The organism is Halomonas alkaliantarctica, assembly GCF_029854215.1.
Taxonomy (GTDB): Bacteria; Pseudomonadota; Gammaproteobacteria; order Pseudomonadales; family Halomonadaceae; genus Vreelandella; species Vreelandella alkaliantarctica_A.
In genome coordinates this window covers 4084975-4105301 of record NZ_CP122961.1, presented here as the reverse complement: position 1 = coordinate 4105301, position 20327 = coordinate 4084975, and the positions used below count along the sequence as shown (strand labels likewise).

The 20327-nt window shown below is 56.9% G+C and carries 21 protein-coding genes; 16 read left to right on the top strand and 5 right to left on the bottom strand.

Annotated elements, in window-relative coordinates; all coding sequences use genetic code 11:
- Window positions 1-7: 7 nt before the first annotated feature.
- Window positions 8-1285 (bottom strand): heme biosynthesis HemY N-terminal domain-containing protein, encoded by a 1278-nt coding sequence (locus tag QEN58_RS18855; RefSeq protein WP_280105120.1) that lies wholly within the window; start codon window positions 1283-1285, stop codon window positions 8-10.
- Entirely contained in the window at window positions 1282-2286 is a 1005-nt protein-coding gene (locus tag QEN58_RS18850; RefSeq protein ID WP_280105119.1) for a uroporphyrinogen-III C-methyltransferase, read from the bottom strand. The genes QEN58_RS18855 and QEN58_RS18850 overlap by 4 nt, the downstream gene beginning before the upstream one ends.
- A gap of 40 nt (window positions 2287-2326) precedes the next feature.
- Here QEN58_RS18850 and QEN58_RS18845 point away from each other — a divergent pair, with 40 nt between their 5' ends.
- Window positions 2327-2473 carry a hypothetical protein gene (locus QEN58_RS18845; protein WP_280105118.1) on the top strand — a complete coding sequence of 49 codons (147 nt, stop codon included), beginning with the start codon at window positions 2327-2329 and terminating at the stop codon, window positions 2471-2473.
- Window positions 2474-2497: 24 nt separating this feature from the next.
- Window positions 2498-2746 (top strand): hypothetical protein, encoded by a 249-nt coding sequence (locus QEN58_RS18840; RefSeq protein ID WP_280105117.1) that lies wholly within the window; start codon window positions 2498-2500, stop codon window positions 2744-2746.
- 69 nt (window positions 2747-2815) lie between these two features.
- On the opposite strand, the gene QEN58_RS18835 is transcribed toward QEN58_RS18840, so the two are convergent.
- Window positions 2816-3595, bottom strand: coding sequence for a uroporphyrinogen-III synthase (locus tag QEN58_RS18835; RefSeq protein WP_280105116.1), 780 nt, complete (start codon window positions 3593-3595; stop codon window positions 2816-2818).
- Window positions 3592-4536: a hydroxymethylbilane synthase gene (gene hemC, locus QEN58_RS18830; protein WP_280105115.1), complete on the bottom strand. Its 945-nt coding sequence runs from the start codon at window positions 4534-4536 to the stop codon at window positions 3592-3594. Before hemC ends, QEN58_RS18835 begins: the two co-directional genes overlap by 4 nt.
- Window positions 4537-4671: 135 nt before the next feature.
- Between hemC and QEN58_RS18825 the strand changes: the two genes are divergently transcribed.
- The 8 genes from QEN58_RS18825 (at window position 4672) to QEN58_RS18790 (ending at window position 13660) form a co-directional block, all read left to right on the top strand.
- Complete coding sequence (locus QEN58_RS18825) at window positions 4672-7461, top strand: bifunctional diguanylate cyclase/phosphodiesterase (RefSeq protein ID WP_280105114.1); 2790 nt, start codon at window positions 4672-4674, stop codon at window positions 7459-7461.
- 97 nt (window positions 7462-7558) lie between these two features.
- The gene (gene argH / locus QEN58_RS18820; RefSeq protein ID WP_280105113.1) at window positions 7559-8962 is read left to right on the top strand and encodes an argininosuccinate lyase; all 1404 of its coding nucleotides are present in this window, start codon (window positions 7559-7561) and stop codon (window positions 8960-8962) included.
- Window positions 8959-9090 (top strand): LPS translocon maturation chaperone LptM, encoded by a 132-nt coding sequence (gene lptM / locus QEN58_RS18815; RefSeq protein WP_007112308.1) that lies wholly within the window; start codon window positions 8959-8961, stop codon window positions 9088-9090. Before argH ends, lptM begins: the two co-directional genes overlap by 4 nt.
- Before the next feature lie 46 nt (window positions 9091-9136).
- Complete coding sequence (gene lysA, locus QEN58_RS18810; RefSeq protein WP_280105112.1) at window positions 9137-10408, top strand: diaminopimelate decarboxylase; 1272 nt, start codon at window positions 9137-9139, stop codon at window positions 10406-10408.
- Entirely contained in the window at window positions 10408-11241 is an 834-nt protein-coding gene (gene dapF / locus QEN58_RS18805) for a diaminopimelate epimerase (protein ID WP_280105111.1), read from the top strand. The genes lysA and dapF overlap by 1 nt, the downstream gene beginning before the upstream one ends.
- Before the next feature lie 16 nt (window positions 11242-11257).
- A complete protein-coding gene (locus tag QEN58_RS18800; protein ID WP_280105110.1) occupies window positions 11258-11968 on the top strand; it encodes a DUF484 family protein in 711 nt (236 codons plus the stop codon).
- Window positions 11961-12905 carry a tyrosine recombinase XerC gene (locus QEN58_RS18795; protein WP_280105109.1) on the top strand — a complete coding sequence of 315 codons (945 nt, stop codon included), beginning with the start codon at window positions 11961-11963 and terminating at the stop codon, window positions 12903-12905. The genes QEN58_RS18800 and QEN58_RS18795 overlap by 8 nt, the downstream gene beginning before the upstream one ends.
- Window positions 12902-13660: an HAD-IA family hydrolase gene (locus tag QEN58_RS18790; RefSeq protein ID WP_280105108.1), complete on the top strand. Its 759-nt coding sequence runs from the start codon at window positions 12902-12904 to the stop codon at window positions 13658-13660. Before QEN58_RS18795 ends, QEN58_RS18790 begins: the two co-directional genes overlap by 4 nt.
- Here QEN58_RS18790 and yihA read toward each other — a convergent pair.
- On the bottom strand, window positions 13633-14271 hold the full coding sequence (yihA, locus tag QEN58_RS18785; protein WP_280105107.1) for a ribosome biogenesis GTP-binding protein YihA/YsxC: 639 nt from the start codon (window positions 14269-14271) through the stop codon (window positions 13633-13635). The genes QEN58_RS18790 and yihA overlap by 28 nt on opposite strands.
- 354 nt (window positions 14272-14625) lie before the next feature.
- Between yihA and QEN58_RS18780 the strand changes: the two genes are divergently transcribed.
- The 6 genes from QEN58_RS18780 to QEN58_RS18755 all read left to right on the top strand — a co-directional run bounded on the left by QEN58_RS18780 (window position 14626) and on the right by QEN58_RS18755 (window position 20280).
- Complete coding sequence (locus tag QEN58_RS18780) at window positions 14626-15255, top strand: c-type cytochrome (RefSeq protein ID WP_022521226.1); 630 nt, start codon at window positions 14626-14628, stop codon at window positions 15253-15255.
- 203 nt (window positions 15256-15458) lie between these two features.
- Window positions 15459-16091 (top strand): thiol:disulfide interchange protein DsbA/DsbL, encoded by a 633-nt coding sequence (locus tag QEN58_RS18775; RefSeq protein WP_280106963.1) that lies wholly within the window; start codon window positions 15459-15461, stop codon window positions 16089-16091.
- Between the two features lie 2 nt (window positions 16092-16093).
- Entirely contained in the window at window positions 16094-16930 is an 837-nt protein-coding gene (locus QEN58_RS18770; protein WP_280105106.1) for an endonuclease/exonuclease/phosphatase family protein, read from the top strand.
- A gap of 101 nt (window positions 16931-17031) precedes the next feature.
- Complete coding sequence (locus QEN58_RS18765) at window positions 17032-17592, top strand: TRAP transporter small permease subunit (RefSeq protein ID WP_280105105.1); 561 nt, start codon at window positions 17032-17034, stop codon at window positions 17590-17592.
- Complete coding sequence (locus QEN58_RS18760) at window positions 17592-18998, top strand: TRAP transporter large permease (RefSeq protein WP_280105104.1); 1407 nt, start codon at window positions 17592-17594, stop codon at window positions 18996-18998. The genes QEN58_RS18765 and QEN58_RS18760 overlap by 1 nt, the downstream gene beginning before the upstream one ends.
- A gap of 169 nt (window positions 18999-19167) precedes the next feature.
- On the top strand, window positions 19168-20280 hold the full coding sequence (locus tag QEN58_RS18755; protein ID WP_280105103.1) for a TRAP transporter substrate-binding protein: 1113 nt from the start codon (window positions 19168-19170) through the stop codon (window positions 20278-20280).
- The last annotated feature ends 47 nt before the right edge of the window (window positions 20281-20327 follow it).

Genomic DNA, 20327 nt, shown 5'->3' with positions numbered 1-20327 from the left:
AGCGCTACTAGGCGCTTTTCTTAATGGTTTTACTCTCTTTTTGCTTACTGTCTGGCTTTTTGCTGTCGTCAGCATCGCTGGGCTGCGGCAGCGATGGCAGTGATTTAGCCAGCATTTCAACACTATGACGGTAGTAGAGCTGACTCTTGTTATGCTCGCCCAGGCTGGCATAGAGGCGCGCAAGCTCCGCACACACTTCGCCGTTGGGGCGCTGACGCTGGCTGGCTTCAAAGTACTCGATTGCTTTTTGCCACTGGCCGGTGCGCAGGGAGAGACGACCGCAAGCAAGCAGTAGCTCTGGGTCGTTGGGGCGCTCTTGTAGCCACTTCTCGGCTTTGACAAGTTGGCGACCCGCGTCCACATTCAGCAGGCCGTAGCGTTTTACCAGCCGCGCGTCCCAGTGGTGATCCAGCGAGTGGTTGAGCAAGCGCTCGGCAATTGGTTCTTCGTTGGCTTGAATCAGCGCTTCGCTGTATAACACGATCAACTCGGTGTTGCCGCGCAGGTAGTCGGGCATATCGGCCCAAAGGCCACGCACCCGTTCAATGTTGGTGGGGTTTTGCGCTTCAAACACGATCAGTTCGCGGTAGGCTTTAAACTCCAGCTGCTCACGCTCTTGCTGGGTAATGAGCTTCTGCGCCGCCAAACGTGGAATCAAACGCCGTAAGCCTTCCCAATCGTTGACACTTAAATGCACCTGCTTGAGTAGCTTGAGCACCTGTGGGTGGTTAGAGAGCTTCTTATCCAGACGATTCAGAATCGCCAGCGCCTCTTCCGGCTGCTGGCGCTCAATCATCATTTGCGCCTGCATCAGGCCAACGGCCGTATCGGCGCCGTCGGTGGTGAGCTGCGCCTGATTCAGGTGCTCCTGGGATTTCACGTGGTGCCCCTGGTAATGGGCCGCCAGCGCTGCGGATAGGTAATTGACTAGCGGTGTGCTGGAGTCATCGGCGGCATTAACCAGGGTTTTTTCGGCTTTTTTCCAGCGTCCTTCGGTCAGTGCTACCAAGCCACGCACGGTGCGCTGCATGGCGCGACGGTTGCGGGCGCGACTGTTCCAGCTACGAAAACGTCCCATGGGGCGAATAATACCGCTGAGCAAACGCAGCACGAAGTGTAGGACGATAAAGGCGGCAAACAGCAGCACCAGACCAAACCAAAACGATGTCTGGATGGAGGAGTCGCCCACGCGGATCAGCCAGTAACCGGGCACCGACATCATCAGGTGCCCAAACAGGGCCCCGACGGCGAGGCCTGCGACAATGAGGAGAACAAGCTTTCTCATGAATCACCTCCGCTTTGGCCACGCGTCTCATAGCGGTTGTCGATAAAGCGTGCGAGTTCCTGCTGTGAAGCGCTGATATCGGGTAGCTCGGGTTTTACCTCGGCTTCCTTAAGCTCTTCAAGGCGCGCAATAACGCTTTGGGTCTCTTCGCGAGTGGTGTCGTAGTAATCGTTCAGCAGCTGTAGCGCTTTGTCTAGACTCGCGTCATAAAGCGCTTTCTCTTCGTTGAGTAGGGCCAACTGCGTCTGCTCCAGCACTAAGCGCAGGCTCTGGCGCAGGTAAGACTCTTGCTCCGGGGTAATCAGTGCTTCCAGCGCTTCATCGTGATGGCGAACCACCACCAGGTCTTTAAGCTCTTCACCGAAGCGTGCCAGCTGGCGCTGGAAAGTGCCGGTCGGTGGCTGTTCGATGCTGGAAGTGACCGCTTGCTCTTCAATTTCTTGAGAGAGTCGCAGAGTGGAGATGCGCTCTTGCTGGGCATTGAGTGCTAAGTAAAGGCCGGTGCGGTCGATCTGGGGCACGGCGTCAAGTGCGGCTAGCTCATTGGCAATCGCTTCGCGCACGGGCGTCAATGCTGGGTTATCAGCATCAACCAGACGTGCATCAGCGGTACGCAGCAGCGCAGCAGCGCCGTCAACGTCGCCTTCCAGCTGTAAGCGCTGATTGGCCAGACGCAGCAAGTAGGCGGCTTCGGCGTGCAGCCACTCGCGCTCGTCGGTGTCCTGCTCTTGAGAGAGCTGATCCAGCACTTGGCCCAGGGTCTCATCGACATCGCTGCGGTAGCTGTCAAATTCGTCGCGTAGATCATCCAGTGTGCTCTGCAGCGCTTCATCGCGCTCGGCTTCACCACTATCTATGCGTGATTCAAGGTCGCTAACCGCCTGTTGCGAGGCGCTACCTTCAGCCTGTTGCGCTACTTCGTCAAGGCGCTGCTGCTGGCTCTCAAGGCGCTGCCAGCCTTGCCAGGCGATGAACGCCAAGGCAATCGCCAGGATAATCACCAGGGCAATCGCGAGACCGCCACTTTTACCGCCCCCGCCTTTGCCGCCACCGCTCTGGCTGCCGCCTTTGTGGCCAGTGGGCGGTGTAGTCCCCGCCGATGACTTGTCGCTGGTCGACTTTGACGAGGTGGCGCTTGAAGATGGCGAACTAGAGGCTGACCCACTTGAGGAAGAGGGGCTTGGTTGAGCTGCACTGGGTGAAGGTGAGGTCGTGCTGCTGGCGCTCTCTTTAGGCGCGCTAGGGGCGCTCGTGCTACTGGGCGTGGTATCTGCCGGTTTAGCCGTGCTGCTGGCAGCGGTTGAACTCGCCGCTGACGAGCCCTTTCCACGCCGTCGCGACCGACTATTTTTAGCACCACTTTGCGCTGGTGATGTTGAGCTCGGTGGTGTGGTCGGCGTACTGGGCTCAGTCGCGTTGGATGTGGAAGCTGCTTTGTCGGTCGTTTTAGGGACGCCTTGAGAGGCATCGGCGGACGTCGGTTGTACATCGTCCTGATCGTTTACTTGTTTGCTCATGTGTCGCTAGCCCTTAGTAAGTTCCTTGATCGACATCGGCACCCTGTGGGTCGCAGGTCTCCAACGCCGCTATCAACGCAGCTGGCGTAGCTCCGGACGCCACCTTGAGGTCACAAAAACCCAGTATGCCAGCCAGTGTAGCCAAACGGCGACTGGAAACGATTAGCGGTTGGTTCAAGGCCGCTTGATTGCACCATTTTGCCAGATGTTCCAGCAGTTCGCTGCTGGTGACGATCAACGCCCGGTAATTACCTGAAAAAAGACGCGTTTGCAGATCAGGTGCTAGAGGTTGAAACGTGCGTCGATACACCGCTAGGCGAGTTACCTGTGCTCCCCGCGCGGCAAGCGTTTCAGCGAGCAGCGGGCGGCCACCTTCGCCCGCCACCAGTAGAATACGCTGGTGCGCTAGCTGCTGGAGCGAGGCAAGCGCAAGCAGTGCTTCGCTGGTATCTTCGCCCGCACTCGGCGAAGGCACATGCACGCGGACACCCAACTGATTATAAAGCGTCGCCGCCGTGGCGCTGCCAACGCTGTAGTAGTCAATACCAATAGGCAGCTGTGGCCAGAAGCGATCCAACGCTTCGCTTAAGCAAGTGGCCGCAAAGGGGCTAATGACTATTATTTTATGGTACTGATCAATATCCAGCCAGATACGTCGCATTTCGGGGGCTTCTGGCAAGGCTTCAAGTTGCATCACATTGAGTGATTCAACGCTTTCGCCCCGCTCGCGTAGAGCAGCGGCGAGCGCTTCACCGCGCTCGCCGGGGCGACAGATCAGTACCGGTTGGTTCATATGGCGCGGCCGTAAACCTCGGCCAGAATATCGCCAGCGCCCTGGTCGAGCAGCTCTTCGGCAATGCGAATGCCCAGCGCTTCGGGCTCATGCATCGAACCACGGCCTTCGGCGCGCAGCACTTCGGTGCCCTCTGGGTTACCGACTAAGCCGCGTAGCCACAGGGTTTCATTGTCAATATCCAGCACAGCGTGGCCGGCAATGGGTACTTGGCAGCCGCCCTCTAAACGCGTGTTCATGGCCCGTTCGGCGCGCACGCGGGTCGCGGTATCCGCGTCATCAAGCGGGGCTAGTAAGGCAATCAGCTCGGGATCATGCAGGCGGCACTCGATGCCTAGAGCACCTTGGCCGCAGGCGGGCAGGCACACTTCCGGCGGCAGCGCCTGGGCAATCCGCTCATCCAAGCCCAGCCGCTTGAGGCCCGAGGTCGCCAGGATGATGGCGTCGAATTCCCCTGCGTCTAATTTGCCTAGCCGCGTTTGCACGTTGCCACGCAGATTAAGAATTTGCAGGTCGGGGCGGGCTTCACGCACCTGTAGCCCGCGGCGTAGGCTGGCGGTGCCAATACGCGCCCCTTCGGGAAGCTCATCAATGCTAGAGTAATGGTTGGATACAAACGCATCGGTAGGGTCGGCGCCCTCTAGGATGACCGACAGACCTAGCCCTTCGGGGAAGTGCATGGGGACATCTTTCATCGAGTGGACGGCAATATCGGCACGGCCATCCAGCATCGCGTCTTCCAACTCTTTGACGAACAGTCCTTTACCACCAATTTTTGAAAGCGGCGTATCGAGGATTTTGTCGCCCTTGGTAGACAGTGCCACAAGCTCGACCTCGAGGCCGCTGTGAGCCGCCATTAAGCGGTCGCGAACGTACTCAGCCTGCCACATGGCCAATTGGCTTTTACGCGTGGCAATGCGCAGTTTGGTGATTGATAGCACGTTATTCTCCCTATACCGCTGACACGGCGAGTCAAGCTATGATAAGTGTCATCATAAAGCACCGAGCGCCACAGTAAAAATAACGGAACTAATTATGCTCTCGTAACGTGGTTTATCCGTTGCCCAGGAAATCCTATGTCCTTAGTGTTACCCCACGGCCAGCTTGACCAGTTTTTCCTGCTCTCACAGGATCTGTTCTGCTGTATCGACTTTGAAGGCACGCTGCTGCAAGTCAATCCAGCTTTAGAGACGCTGCTGGGGTACTCGTCCGAAACATTAATTGGTCGTGCCTGTGGAGTGGTCATTAACCCCCTTGATCACCCCGTGATTGAGCAGGCGTTAAAGCGGATGCACCAAGGCGAAAAGGTTCTGCCCTTCGAGGTACGCGCGGTTTCTGCAGCCGGTCAGCAGCACTGGCTGGAAGTCACTGCTTCCTTTGGGGGGGACGTGATTTACGTCATCGCCCGGGTAATAACGCGCCGTAAGGCATCAGATGAGCAGTTGCTACGTAACCAACGGCTATTCAAAATTGCCGGTGAAACTGCCCTGATTGGCGGCTGGTATGTCGACATGGCAGACGGTAAGCCTATCTGGTCGGATGAGCTTAGCCTTATCCACGGTATGCCTGCTGGGTTTCAACCCAGCGTTGAAGAGGCGTTTTCGTTCTATGCGCCTGAGTCGCAGGAGCGGCTGATGGCGGCATTTAATGCCTGCTGTGAGTACGGCATCAGTTTTGATGACGAGTTGGAGGTGATTACCCCCCAAGGCAGGCATCTGTGGGTGCGGGCGATTGGTAAAGCGGTGCGCGATGAAGAGGGCCGCATTATTCAGGTTCAGGGGGCATCGCAGGATATTACCGAGCAAAAGCAGCTGCGCGAAAACCTTTCCCAGCTTGCGCACCGGCTCACCATTACGCTGGATAGCATCACCGACAGTTTTTTTACTCTAGACACGGAGTGGCGTTTTACTTACGTGAACAGGGAAGCTGAACGTATTTTGAAGCGCCGTGAAGGTGAACTGATAGGCCAATATATTTGGCAGACGTTTCCTGACGCCATGGGCAGCAAGTTTCAAAAAGAGTATCAGCGTGCTGCGAGCCAGCAGGAAGCGGTACATTTTGAAGCGTTCAATCCGCGTCTCAATAGTTGGCTTGAGGTGCACGTATATCCGTCATCCGAAGGGCTTACGGTCTATTTCCGTGATATTAACGAGCGTAAAGCGACCGAGCATCAGCTAAAACTGCTTGAGCGTAGCGTTGAGTCAAGTACCAACGGGGTAGTGATTGTCGATGCCCAGCGCAGCGATCTGCCTATGGTCTACGTTAACGCCGCCTTTGAGCGCATCACCGGATATACGCGCAGCCAGGCGCTGGGGCGCAACTGCCGTTTTCTCCAGGGTGACGAGACCGATCCCGCTACTATCAAACAGTTGCGCGCAGGGATTGTAGAGCAGCGCGAAGTGCACGTGGTCATTCGTAACTATCGGCGCGACGGGACGGTTTTTTGGAACGACCTGTACATTTCGCCCGTTCTTGATGAGAACGCTGAAGTAACCCACTTTATCGGCGTACAGAACGATATTTCCGAACAGCGCGAATATCAGGCGCAACTCGACCATAACGCCCATCATGATGCCTTGACGGGGTTGCCCAACCGTTTGTTGCTTGGTCTGCGCTTAGAGCAAGGGTGTGTGTTGGCACGTCGCTACCAGCGCTACGTAGCCGTGCTGTTTATTGATCTGGACGATTTCAAACCGATTAACGATACCTTGGGCCATGAGGTGGGCGACTTTATTCTGGTTGAGGTTGCCAAGCGGCTGGAAAGTGAGCTGCGCCCCTGGGACACTGTTGCGCGCTTTGGTAGCGATGAATTCGTTGTGCTGCTGCCGGATCTGGCGCACCAAGATGATGTGATCCAAGTAGTAGAACGCGTTCTTCGTGGGCTTTCGCCGCCCTACTGGTATTGCGGCAGCGAGCTGCGTATTACCGCCAGTATTGGGATTGCTATCAATGACGGCAGCATGAATAAACCCCGCCAGCTTATCCAGCAGGCGGACTTGGCCATGTATAAAGCCAAACGCCGCGGGCGCAACACCTACCACTGGTATACCGAAGACTTGAATCGCAAAGTGAGCGAACGGGTCAGCTTACGCAGCGCGCTCCAGCAAGCCATTGAGCAGCAGCAGTTTGAGCTTCACTATCAGCCGCAAATTCACGCGCCGAGCGGTCGTGTGGTGGGAGTTGAAGCGTTAATCCGCTGGCAGCACCCAGAGCGCGGCAATATCCCGCCGTCTGATTTTATTAGCCTTGCCGAGGATACGGGCCAGATTATACCCATCAGCGAGTGGGTATTGGCATCCGCCTGTCGCGATGCCCAACAGCTCAATGGCCTGGGGCTGGGCGACATTACTATGGCGGTCAATATTTCGCCTATGCAGTTTCAACGCCCCGGATTCGTCGCCTCCATAGAGCAGGTGCTGATGAGCAGCGGCCTAACGCCAGCGCTGTTAGAGTTGGAGCTTACCGAAGGGGTGCTGATGGGGAGCGCCGAACAAGCGATCCAGGCGTTAAAGAACTTGCGAGCGCTGGGAGTTCAGATTGCTTTAGACGATTTTGGCACCGGCTTCTCTAGCCTAAGCTATTTAAAGCGCCTGCCGATTAACCGCATCAAGATTGACCGTTCCTTTGTACGCGATGTGACCTTTGATCGCCACGATGCCGCCATTATCGATGGCGTGGTCGCCATGGCGGGGAAAATGGGTTTGGAAGTATTGGTCGAAGGCGTAGAGACGGCAGAGCAGTTTGGCTATCTTCAACAACGTCACTGTGACTACTATCAGGGCTACTACTTTGCCCGCCCAATGCCTCTCAGTGCTCTGCACGAATTTCTGCACAAACCACCTGCGGACATGACTTCATGCTATTAGCTACTGCAGAAATAAAAACGGCGTGCCGCTGACCGGGGCGACTCTGGTACACTTTCTGCTAACGACTCCTTTGTTTTGTCAGCAGGATATATCTTCGATGAGCCAAGCCACGAATCAGTCTTGGGGCGGTCGCTTTAGCGAGCCCACCGATGCCTTTGTTGCACGCTTCACCGCGTCTGTTAATTTCGACCAGCGCCTGGCCCCCCAGGACATCCAGGGCTCCATCGCCCACGCCACTATGCTGGCTCGGGTAGGCGTGCTCACTGATGACGAGCGCGATGCGATTATTAACGGCCTGAACGAGATTCAGGGCGAAATCGAGCGTGGCGAATTCAACTGGTCGGTGCCGCTGGAGGATGTGCATATGAACATCGAAGCGCGGCTGACCGAAAAGATCGGCATTACCGGCAAAAAGCTCCACACCGGTCGCTCGCGTAACGATCAAGTCGCCACCGATATTCGTCTGTTTATGCGCGATGAGATCGACGTTATCGAAGTGGAGCTGAAACGTCTGCGCGAAGGCATGATCGAGCTGGCTGACCGTGAAGCTGAGACCATCATGCCGGGTTTTACCCATCTGCAAACCGCCCAGCCGGTCACCTTTGGCCACCACATTCTGGCTTGGCAGGAGATGCTGGCCCGGGATCACGAGCGTCTGCTGGACTGTCGCAAGCGCGTCAACGTAATGCCGCTGGGCGCTGCTGCACTAGCGGGTACTACCTATCCCATCGACCGCCACGTTACTGCAGAGCTGCTGGGTTTTGACCGTCCAACGGAGAACTCTCTGGACGCGGTCTCGGATCGTGACTTCGCCATCGAATTCACCAGCTTTGCCAGCATTCTGTTGATGCACCTATCGCGCATGAGCGAAGAGCTGGTGCTGTGGACCAGCGCTCAGTTCAACTTTATCGACCTGCCCGACCGCTTCTGCACCGGCTCTTCAATTATGCCGCAGAAGAAAAACCCCGATGTGCCTGAACTGGTGCGCGGCAAAACCGGCCGTGTGTATGGCCACCTTATGTCGCTGCTAACGCTGATGAAATCGCAGCCGTTAGCCTACAACAAAGACAATCAGGAAGATAAAGAGCCGCTGTTCGATGCAGTGGATACCGTGCGCGATTGCTTAAAAGCGTTCGCCGATATGGTGCCCGCAATCGAGCCTAAAAAAGCCAGTATGTATGAAGCGGCGCGGCGTGGTTTCTCTACCGCGACTGACTTGGCCGACTACTTGGTGCGCAAGGGCGTGGCCTTCCGCGACGCCCACGAAATCGTCGGTCAGTCGGTGGCCTATGGTCTCAAAACCGAAAAAGATCTCTCCGAGATGAGCCTCGATGAGCTCAAACAGTTCTCCGATACCATCGAGCAAGACGTATTCGAGGTGTTAACCCTGGAAGGCTCGGTAGCTGCCCGTAACCACATCGGTGGTACCGCGCCGAATCAGGTGCGGGCTGCTGCCCAGCGAGCGCGCGAGGCGTTGGTCGCGCTCAAGGTGGGCGCATGAAAACGTTGGCAATCATGACCCTTACGGTGTTGCTGTTAACCGGATTGGCAGGCTGTGGGCAAAAAGGGCCGCTTTATCTGCCGGAAGATGCACCCGCTGACGAGCAACCTGCCCAGCCGTCTGAATAGATTGCTGCAGGCCCAGGACGCAGGTTCATAATAAGGGGAGAGCACCATGGACTATTTTAATTACCGCGATGGCGTGCTGTACGCCGAAGATGTGCCGCTGTCACGCATTGCCGACGAGCACGGTACGCCTTGCTACGTCTACTCAAAAGCTACTTTTGAGCGTCACTTTCGCGCCTATACCGAAGCGCTGGGCGGCCACCCACACCTGATTTGTTACGCGGTGAAGGCCAACTCTAATCTGGCGGTGCTCGGCCTTTTAGCCAAGCTGGGTGCAGGGTTCGATATTGTTTCCATCGGCGAGCTTGAGCGGGTGCTTAATGCAGGCGGCGACCCGGCGAAGGTGGTGTTTTCGGGCGTTGCCAAGCAGGCCCACGAAATGGCTCGGGCGCTGGAAGTGGGCATTAAGTGCTTTAACGTTGAGTCGCGCCCGGAGCTTGAGCGGTTGAATCGCGTTGCAGGGGAGCTGGGGAAAATTGCCCCGGTATCACTGCGTGTGAACCCGGATGTGGATGCGGGAACTCACCCGTATATCTCCACCGGATTGAAGGACAATAAGTTCGGCATCCCGGTGGACGAAGCGCTGGATGTTTACGAACTAGCCGCGAGCCTGCCCAACCTGAAGGTGAAGGGGCTCGATTGTCACATTGGTTCGCAGCTCACCGAAACGGCGCCCTTTCTGGACGCCCTTGATCGCTTGCTGATGCTCATGGAGCGCTTGCGTGAACGCGGCATCGAAATTGAGCATCTCGATTTAGGCGGTGGTTTGGGCGTACCTTACCGCGATGAAAAGCCGCCCCAGCCGTTCGATTACGCCAGCCAGCTGTTGGCGCGGCTATCCCGCTGGGAAGGTGGCGAAGCGCTTACGCTGCTGTTTGAGCCGGGCCGTTCCATCGCCGCTAATGCGGGCGTCATGCTCACTCGGGTAGAGTTTCTCAAGCCCGGTGAGACCAAGAACTTCGCCATTGTCGATGCGGCCATGAACGATCTGATTCGTCCGGCACTGTACCAGGCCTGGCAGGCGATCGTGCCGGTGGATACTCGTCAAACGCGCGAAAGCGCCCTTTACGACGTAGTGGGCCCGGTGTGTGAAACCGGTGACTTCCTGGGCAAAGAGCGCGAGCTGGCAATTGACGAAGGTGATCTTCTGGCGGTGCGCTCGGCGGGGGCCTACGGCTTTGTCATGGCGTCGAACTACAACAGCCGTCCTCGTGCCGCTGAGTTGATGGTCGATGGCGACAGCTGCCATGTGGTGCGCGCGAGGGAAACCGTTGTTAGTCTTTGGGCGGGTGAAGCGCTGCTGCCCGAAGGGGGGCATTGATGCTGTTACACTTCACCAAAATGCATGGCCTGGGTAATGACTTTGTCATGGTGGATCTGGTGACTCAGCGCGCCCGGTTGGACGAATCGCAAATCCGTGCGCTGGCAGACCGGCGTTTCGGCATTGGCTTTGACCAGTTGTTGGTCGTTGAGCCACCCCGCGATCCCGAGATGGATTTTCGCTACCGCATTTATAATGCCGACGGCAGTGAAGTGGAAAACTGTGGCAACGGGGCGCGCTGCTTTGCCCGTTTCGTGCGCGATCAGCGGCTGACTCACAAGCATGAAATCCACGTAGAAACTGCCGGGGGGCCGTTGGTGCTGACCGTGCAGCACGATGGCATGGTGCGAGTGGATATGGGCCGCCCGCGGTTTAGCCCTATGGCGCTGCCGTTCGATGCCCCAGGGGATCAACCTTTACATCAGCTACAAGTGGGTGATGAAACGCTGCAGATCGGCGTGGTTTCCATGGGCAACCCCCATGCAGTGCTGCAGGTTGAGAGCGTTGATAGCGCCCCGGTGGAGCGCCTCGGGCCGTTGGTAGAAGCGCATCCTCGTTTTCCCAAGCGTGTTAACGTGGGCTTTATGCAGGTACTCTCACCCAGCGAAATACGCCTGCGCGTATACGAGCGCGGCAGCGGCGAAACGCTTGCTTGCGGCACGGGTGCCTGTGCGGCAGTGGCCAGTGGTATTCGTCAGGGGCTCTTAAAAAGCCCTGTAAAAGTCCATTTACCAGGTGGAGAACTCAGCATTGAGTGGCCCGACCCTGAAGGGGCACTGACGATGGTGGGACCAGCTACACGCGTCTTCGATGGCCGCGTAGCCCTTAATTAATTCGAGGAGAACGGCGATGTCACAAGCCCCCGAACCCCGCAAAACGCTCGATCCTGATCAAGTGGCGTTCTGGCTGGCGCGTCATCCCGATTTTTTCGTCGGTCGTGAAGGTCTTCTGCAACAGCTGCAGGTGCCGCATCCGAACATCGACGGGGCGGTATCGCTGTTGGAGCGCTTGGTGTTAGACCTGCGTAAGCGTGCGGAAACCGCCGAAGGCCGCTTGGAGCACTTGCTGGAAACCGCCCGCCATAACGAGTCCCAGTACCGACGGCTACGGGAAACGCTCGTCGCGCTGGTAGAAGCCCAAGACCGCGATGCGCTGGCGCAAGCGTTGGCCACCCAATTGAGCGAGCGCTTTGAAACCCCCGCCATGGCACTGTGGTGCCCGGCGACGTTAAGCGACAGTGAGCCAACGCCGCCCCAGCCGCCACGTCACGTACTGGATCAACACGCTAGTGCACGCCTAACGGCGCTGTTGGATGGCCGCACTAGTCGCTGCGTTAAGCTCAGCGTCAGTGACTGGAAGTGCCTACTGCCTCACGTGAAAGCCCCGCGTAAAGCGGGTTCCTGCGCGATTTCACGTCTCTCTGCGGGTGACCCATTGGGCTATCTACTGTTGGCCAGCCCCAGCCCCGACGCCTATCGCGCCAGCATGGATACGCTGTTCACCGAGTACTTGGGTGATATCGTCGCGCGTCTTTTGGTGCGTCTCGGCGATCATGGTTGAGACGACGCTGGCCGAAACCATGATCGCCGAGCACGTCGAGAGCTTTCTAGCCGCGCTGGCGTCCCATGCTAGCCCTGCCACCGTGGAGGCTTATCGGCATGATTTGTCTGCACTGTGTAACTTTACCGAACGGCGCGATGTTACCGACCCCGCAGCGTTAGACACCGCACTGCTGCGCGCTTTTCTAGGCTCTGAGCGTAGCCGGGGCTTGGCGCCTAGAAGCCTTGCCCGGCGCCGGGCGGCGCTTTCCAGGTTCGCGGATTACCTGGTCAAGCAGGGCGTTTTGAACGATAACCCGGTCGGGCTATTGCGCACACCCAAACAGCCCAGCCACCTGCCACGCCCTGTTGATGTCGACGCCCTGGCGCACTTTCTTGATACCCCTCACGATGGCTCGCCATTGGGCGTACGGGATCAGGCTATTCTTGAGCTGTTTTACTCCAGCGGTTTGCGCTTAGCGGAGCTGGCGGCGCTTGATTTGGGCGATTTGCAAAATAGCCGGGTAAGGGTAATCGGCAAAGGCGGCAAACCGCGTCAGGTGCCGGTAGGGCGCCGCGCCCAGCAGGCGCTGGCCGAGTGGCTGGGGTGTCGCTCAGCACTCGCGACAACGGGGGAACTTGCGCTATTTGTGGGGCAGCGCGGGACACGGTTAGGTCATCGTGCCATTCAAAAGCGCTTAGCGCAGCTGTCGGTAGCTCGTGGCCTACCCGAGCATCTTCACCCCCACCGTTTACGCCACTCCTTTGCCAGCCACCTACTGGAGTCGAGCCAGGATCTGCGCGCCGTGCAGGAGCTGTTAGGGCACGCTAATCTGTCGACCACACAAATCTACACCCGACTTGATTGGCAGCATCTGGCGACCAGCTACGATGCCGCACACCCCCGCGCTAAACGAGGACCCAACGAGCGTATGAATAGTCCCAGGAGCAAGCCATGACGATGCTGCAGGCCATTACCTTCGATTTGGACGATACTCTATGGGACAACCACGGGGTGATGGCGCGCACCGAAGAGGGCCATTACCGCTGGCTGCTGGAGGCACTTGAGACATGGCGAGGCGTCCGTCAGGAAAAAGCGCTGGCGTTATCCCACGAAGAGGGCGGGCTGGATTACCTTCAGCGTCGTCAGCAGTTGGCTAAAGAAGTGCCTGAACGGCGCGGTGACTTCACTTGGCTACGTTTGCGCGCCCTGGAGGCCCAGTTAGAAGACGCCGGTCTGCACCGCAGTGCTGCGTTGATGTGGGCATCAGCGGCGATGAATGAGTTTCACCGCCTGCGCGTCCAGGTCACGCCCCACCCAGAGGCGGCCGGCTTACTGGCTGCCTTGGCGGAACGCTATCAGTTGGCGGCGATTACCAACGGCAATATACATCTTAAGCGTCAGCCGCTGGCTGGCTACTTTTCGGTCGCCATCGCCGCGGGCGAGTTACTGGCGCCCAAGCCCGACCCGACGCCGTTCCTCACCGCGCTGTCGCGCTTAAACGTCGCCCCCGAGTGCGCTATGCACGTGGGTGACTCTTGGCAGGAGGACGTGCTCCCTGCCCAGCAACTGGGCATGCACGCGGTATGGATTTCTGAAGCGGAGGATCAACCGCTACCCCCGCGTGTACATCGCATCGCCCATATTAAAGAGTTACCCCGCGTGCTGGAGCAACTAGAGAGGTATCATTCAGGCGGTGTATACAGCCACTGATTGAGCTTCTGGGACAGCGTATCGACGCCGTCGCGCTTGAGTGAAGAGAAAAGCTGAACAGAGACGAGGTCTTCCCACTCTTTCAAGCGCGAACGCACTTTTTGCAAGGCGGCGCTGGCAGGCCCTTTTTTCAGCTTGTCGGCTTTGGTGAGCAAAATATGCACCGGCATTCCGCGCTGGTCGGCATAGTCGAGCATCATTTGGTCGAACTCGGTGAGCGGGTGGCGCACGTCCATTAGCAGTACTAAGCCGCGTAGGCTGAAACGGTTGCGCAGGTACTCGGCAAGGTGCTTTTGCCACTCTAGCTTGACTGCTTCCGGTACCTTGGCGTAGCCGTAGCCGGGCAGGTCGACCAAGCGCCGCGCCTCGTCGTTCATAACGCTGAAAAAGTTGATCAGCTGAGTGCGCCCCGGTGTGCGCGAGGTGCGCGCTAACGCATTCTGTTGCGTTAATGCGTTGATAGCACTTGATTTGCCCGCGTTTGAACGGCCGGCAAAGGCGACTTCTGCGCCGGTGTCATCCGGGCATAGGGCCAGGGTGGGGGCGCTGATAAGAAAACTTGCCGTCGGGTAGTTCAGCCGAGGGACTGGGCTATCATGGGGGGTAGTCATGGGGTTGATCCTGAAAAACGAACATAAAAGCGGCCTACTCTGCGCACTATCAACTCTCTATCGCTTCACCATAAGGTAAAGTAGGACGCATGATAGCGACTCATGATAGAGAATTGAGAGCAGTACCGCGACGAATTACCCCTAAAGCAGGTCAGCACTTGCATTCCCGCCGCTGGGGTGATTCGTTATAATGCAAGCGGATTATATCTGCGACCTGGGGCGCTAGTGTACCATCGCGATACGTTGTTGGTATTAGCGAAGGTTGGTATTGGCGCTAACCCTGGTAACTTGTGAAACCTGGGAAGCGCCCAGGGTGCGTACCAGTCAAACATAAAACGGCATAGTGGAATAGCAATGAGAAAGTTACTGGCAAGCCTAGCAATTACCATGGGCGCCGTTGGCATCGCCCACGCTCAAACGGACTACCAAGCTGATGCTGACGCATCCGCTGGCCAGGAAATGGCCCAAACCTGCGCCGCCTGCCATGGGCAACAGGGCATTAGCCCATCGGGCGCTTTCCCTAACCTGGCGGGTCAGCAGATGTCCTATCTGGCGAAACAGATTATGGACATTCGCGATGGCAACCGCATGGTTCCCCAAATGGCCGGTCAAGTTGATGACTTCTCTGACCAGGACGCCTGGGATGTGGCGGCGCACTTTGCGCGCCAAGACGCCAACCTGGGCCAAACCAGCGACGAAGACGCTGAGTTACTGGCACGCGGTGAAGAGCTTTACCGCGCTGGCGATATGTCCAAGGGCATTCCCGCCTGTTCTGCTTGCCATACTCCCACTGGCGTCGGTATCGGCAGCGCCGTTTATCCTGGCTTGTCTGGGCAGCACGCTCAGTACACGGTCTCAACGCTGCAGGCATTTGCATCAGGTGATCGTAACAATAGCCCCAATAACATCATGGGCGACATCGCTTCAAAAATGAGCGACAACGATATGGAAGCAGTGGCTAACTACGTGCTGGGTTTGAACTAAGTATTGGGTTTGAACTAGCGTTTTAATCCCTAGCGTTTAACACCACACATAGACAGCCTAAATACTTCCTTATGCCGTTTGCGGGTTCTTACTAGGCAACGTTCTTGGCAACGTTTGCTAGCTGAGGGAACCCGCTAATGTATCCACGGTCTCACCCTTCGCTTACCCATGGAGAAGCTTTTACAATGTCTAAAACGCGAGCGATGTTTAAAACGGTAATGGTCGCACTGGCCGGTTTGGGGCTTTCTGCGGCAGTGAGTGCCCAGGAAGTAGTGGAAGGTCAGCACTATGAAGTGCTTGAATCGCCAGTAGAAACACAGGTTGATGACGGGCAAATTGAAGTCACCGAAATATTCTGGTTTGGCTGCCCGCACTGCTACCGCCTTCAAACGCCGATTAACGAGTGGTACGAGACCCTGGACGATGACATTAGTGTCGTCAAAATGCCTGCCACCATGGGCGGCGATTGGAATACCCACGCCACAGCGTTCTACGCGGCAGAGTCGTTAGGCATCGAAGATGAGCTACACGCCGACTTCTTTAACGCCATCCATCAGGAGAATCAGTCTCTTACAGATTCCGATGAGATTGCGGCTTTTTTCGCCAACTATGGCGTCAGTGAAGAAGAGGCCAAGCAAGCGTTGACCGACTTTAGTGTGCGCAGCGACGTGAATGATGCCAATAACCGTATGCGCAAAATGAAGTTAATGGGTGTGCCTGCCCTGGTGATTGATGGCCGTTTTTTGGTGACGCCGAGTTCAGCCGGTAGTCTGGAAAACATGCCGAAAATTGCTGAAGCGTTGGTTGATCAGGTACGTGAAGAGCGCGCAGAGTAACCGTGTTGCGTGAAGCTAGGGAGCGTGACGAAACAGCCATAAATGGCCCACGCTCGACGCTGCTTGAAGATGGGCACCTGCGTTTGCTGACTTTTAATTTGCAGGTCGGCATTCAGACTTCGGCGTATCATCACTATGTTACGCGCAGTTGGCAGCACCTATTGCCCAATCCGCGTCGTCAGAAGCGGCTGGACGTGATGGGTGAAGTGCTGAGTAAGTTTGACGTGGTGGGACTGCAAGAGGTCGACGGCGGTAGTTTTCGCTCAAGCCGCGTCAATCAGGTGGAGTATCTCGCTGCCAAGGCGGGATTTCCCCACCATGTTCAGCAGCTCAATCGCAACCTGGGCCGCATTGCCCAGCACAGTAATGGTTTACTCTCGCGCTTGGTACCCAGCCAAATAGAAGAGCACCGTTTGCCGGGTGCAATGCCGGGCCGCGGCGCGATTCACGCCCGCTTTGGTGAAGGGCCCGATGCGCTGCATATCTTTGTTGCCCACCTAGCGCTAAGTCACCGCGGCCGGGTGCGTCAGCTCAACTACTTAAGCGACATCATTCAACCACTGCGCCACGTGGTGGTCATGGGAGATCTCAACTGTACCCCTGACCAACTGCACGCTCACGAGCGTTTTAGTGCGTCGTTACCGCTGCACCCGGTTAAACCCTTGCTCAGTTACCCCTCCTGGCAGCCGCGCCATGCGCTGGATCATATCTTGTTGTCGCAGTCGCTAGAGGCCGCCGAAGTGCGGGTGCTGGATCATCTCTTTTCTGACCACCTGCCGATTGCTGTCGACCTACCCTTGCCCGAGGCCTGTTTGGCGGCAATTCGCCCAAGCGTTTAATAATAAGCACGCTGTGCGGCGCGTGAGCGCTGCATTGTCCGCGTATATGCGCTATTGTCTGGGACGCTGATCCCCTAAGCCGTTTTACGCGAGACACTCCCATGTCGGACACAACACAACTACCTGCTTTTATTGGTGCGCTGGACCGCGCTTCTGAATGGTTCGGGCGTACCCTTGCGTGGCTGATCATCATTATGATGTTGATTCAGTTCGCGATTGTACTGCTTCGCTATGCCTTCAGTGTGAACAGCATCTTCATGCAAGAGCTAGTGATGTATATGCACGCCAGTGTCTTCATGCTGGCTGCCGCCTATACGTTTCGTCACGACGGTCACGTGCGGGTCGACATCTTCTATCGAGGGATGACCCCGCGCCGCCAGGCGTTAATCAATGTGGTGGGCATTATCACACTATTGATTCCAGTGATGATCTTTATCATTGCTTCCAGCCTGGGCTACGTGGCCAATTCCTGGCGCATTCTGGAAACCTCCCCAGACTATGGCGGTATTCCGGCCGTCTACGCACTAAAAACCCTAATACCGCTGTTTGCCGTGTTGATGATCGTGCAAGGTGTGGTTGAGATTGTACGCAATGGCTACGTGGTGGCCGGACGTATAGCGCCTTCTGCCACGGGTGGCAATCATCTCGAGGAGCGTGTTTGATGCTGGAATTTATGCCAGTTATTTTATTTGCCGTTATCTGTATTGTATTGATGTTCGGCTTTCCCGTAGCGCTTTCTCTGGCGGGCACGGCGCTGCTGTTTGCCGGTATGGGGCTCGGGTTGGAAGCCATCGGCATCGACGCTAATTTTGATAGTGGCTATCTCGCCGCCTTGCCGAACCGGCTATACGGCATCATGACTAACCAAACGCTGCTGGCGGTGCCGCTGTTTGTGTTAATGGGCGTGTTGCTAGAAAAATCCAAAGTGGCGGAAACGCTGCTGGATGCCATGGCCTTGCTGTTTGGCTCATTGCGGGGTGGCTTGGGCATTTCGGTAACGCTGGTGGGCATGCTGATGGCTGCCTCTACCGGTATAGTGGGGGCCACGGTGGTCACCATGGGGCTGATGTCACTACCTACCATGTTAAAGCGGGGTTACAGCACGTCGCTGGCGACCGGCACCATCTGTGCCACCGGCACGCTGGGGCAGATTATCCCGCCCTCCATTGCCTTGGTACTGCTCGGTGACGTGCTGTCATCGGCGTATCAGCAAGCACAGCTGGATATGGGGATCTTCAGCCCAAAAACGGTCTCCGTGGGCGATCTGTTTATGGGCGCGCTGGTGCCTGGGCTACTGCTGGTCGTGATGTACATGATCTATGTGGCCCTGGTGGCGTGGTTGCGCCCGCATATGGCGCCTGCTGCCGACCGCGAAGAGTTAATGGCTGAGCTTGGCCATACCTCCGGCGTTGGCATGCTGCTGCTCAAAGGTCTGGTGCCTCCCGTGGTGCTGATTGTGGCGGTACTGGGCTCGATTCTAAGCGGTTTTGCCACGCCCACAGAGGCCTCTGCGGTAGGCGCCTTCGGCGCTCTTGTGCTGGCACTGGCTTATCGTCAGCTCGACTGGGCGACCCTTAAGGACGTGCTGCGTTCGACCACTCACGTCACCACCATGGTGTTTTTGATCCTGATCGGCGCAGCGCTGTTTTCGCTAGTCTTTCGTGCCTACGGCGGCGAACATATGGTGACCGAACTGTTCGAGGGTATGCCTGGCGGGGTGGTTGGCGCGACGATCATCGTTATGCTGGTGATCTTCCTGCTCGGCTTTATTCTCGACTTTATCGAAATCACCTTTGTGGTGGTGCCGATTGTCGGGCCGATTTTGCTCGCCATGGGGCTTGATCCGATTTGGCTGGGTATTATGATCGCGATTAACCTGCAAACGTCGTTCTTAACGCCGCCGTTCGGCTTCGCGCTGTTCTATCTGCGTGGTGTAGCGCCGCCGTCTGTCTCTACCTCGGCTATTTACCGTGGCGTAATCCCGTTTATCCTGATGCAGCTGGGCATGTTGCTCATGTTGAGCTTTTTCCCCCAGCTAGCAACGTGGCTACCTGCGCAGTTTGGCTAAGAAAAGGGGTAGTTGAAAAGTATCGCTGCTATCAACGCTAAGAAGTGGCAACCTAATTAAAAAGCAGTAAATAGCCGTTAATGGCCTGTAGTAAACCGCCTGGTGTTCTACGCTAGGCGGAGTATTCCCTACTCATAACAGTAATAATAGAAAGTAAGAGGGTTATTGTATGAAAGCCAAAACACTTCCCGTCGCGATTGCCATGACGACCGCACTTTCCGCCAGTTTGCTGGTGGTTTCTAGTTTCGATAACCAAGCCCAGGCGCAAGAGGACGAGTTCCGCTGGAAAATGGTCACCTCCTGGCCGAAAAATTTCCCAGGTGTGGGCCAAGGCCCAGAGCGTCTATCGCAGCTGGTCGACGAAATGTCTGATGGTCGCCTGACCATTGAAGTCTTCGGGGCTGGCCAATTGGTACCGGGGTTTGAGGTATTTGACGCCGTTTCTGATGGTACCGCTGAACTAGGCCACTCCGCTTCCTACTACTGGAAGGGCAAAGCGCCTGCCGCACAGTTCTTCGCCGCCGTGCCGTTTGGGATGAATGCTCAAGAGATGAACGCCTGGCTAAGCTATGGCGGCGGTATGGAGCTTTGGAACGAGCTGTACGATGACTTCGGCGTTGACGTCATGGTGGCGGGTGCCTCCGGCGTGCAGATGGGCGGCTGGTACAACAAAGAGATCAACTCGGTTGCCGATCTCGACGGCCTGAAAATGCGTATGCCGGGCCTGGGTGGCGAAGTGATGAGCCGCATGGGTGTCGCCATTGTGAATATGCCCGGCGGTGAGATCTTTACCTCGCTGCAATCCGGCGCGATTGACGCAACTGAGTGGATTGGCCCTTACAATGACTTGGCATTCGGCCTGCATCAAGCCGCCGATTATTACTACTATCCAGGTTGGCACGAGCCGACGGTCATGTTCGAGGCAATCGTTAACGAAGAAGCTTACGCGGAGCTGCCAGCGGATTTGCAGGCGATCCTGCGTACCGCTATTAGCGACATTAACCAAAGCGTACTGGATGAGTACACCGCACGTAACAACGATGCGCTGGAAACCCTGGTGAACGAGCACGATGTTGAGCTACGCCGCATTCCCGACGACGTACTGGCCCAGGCGCGTGAGCACTCGCAAGATGTGGTTGCCGAGTTAGCGGAATCGAGCGAATTAGCTACGCGTATCTATGACTCCTATCAAGCGTTCCAAGAGAAGGTCGAGGATTACCACGCCATCTCCGAGCAGGCGTACTACAACGCCCGCAACCCGGAAGGTGACACCTCGCAATAGTTTGCCGTGCTTGACGCATATTAACGAGCCGCCTTCGGGCGGCCTTT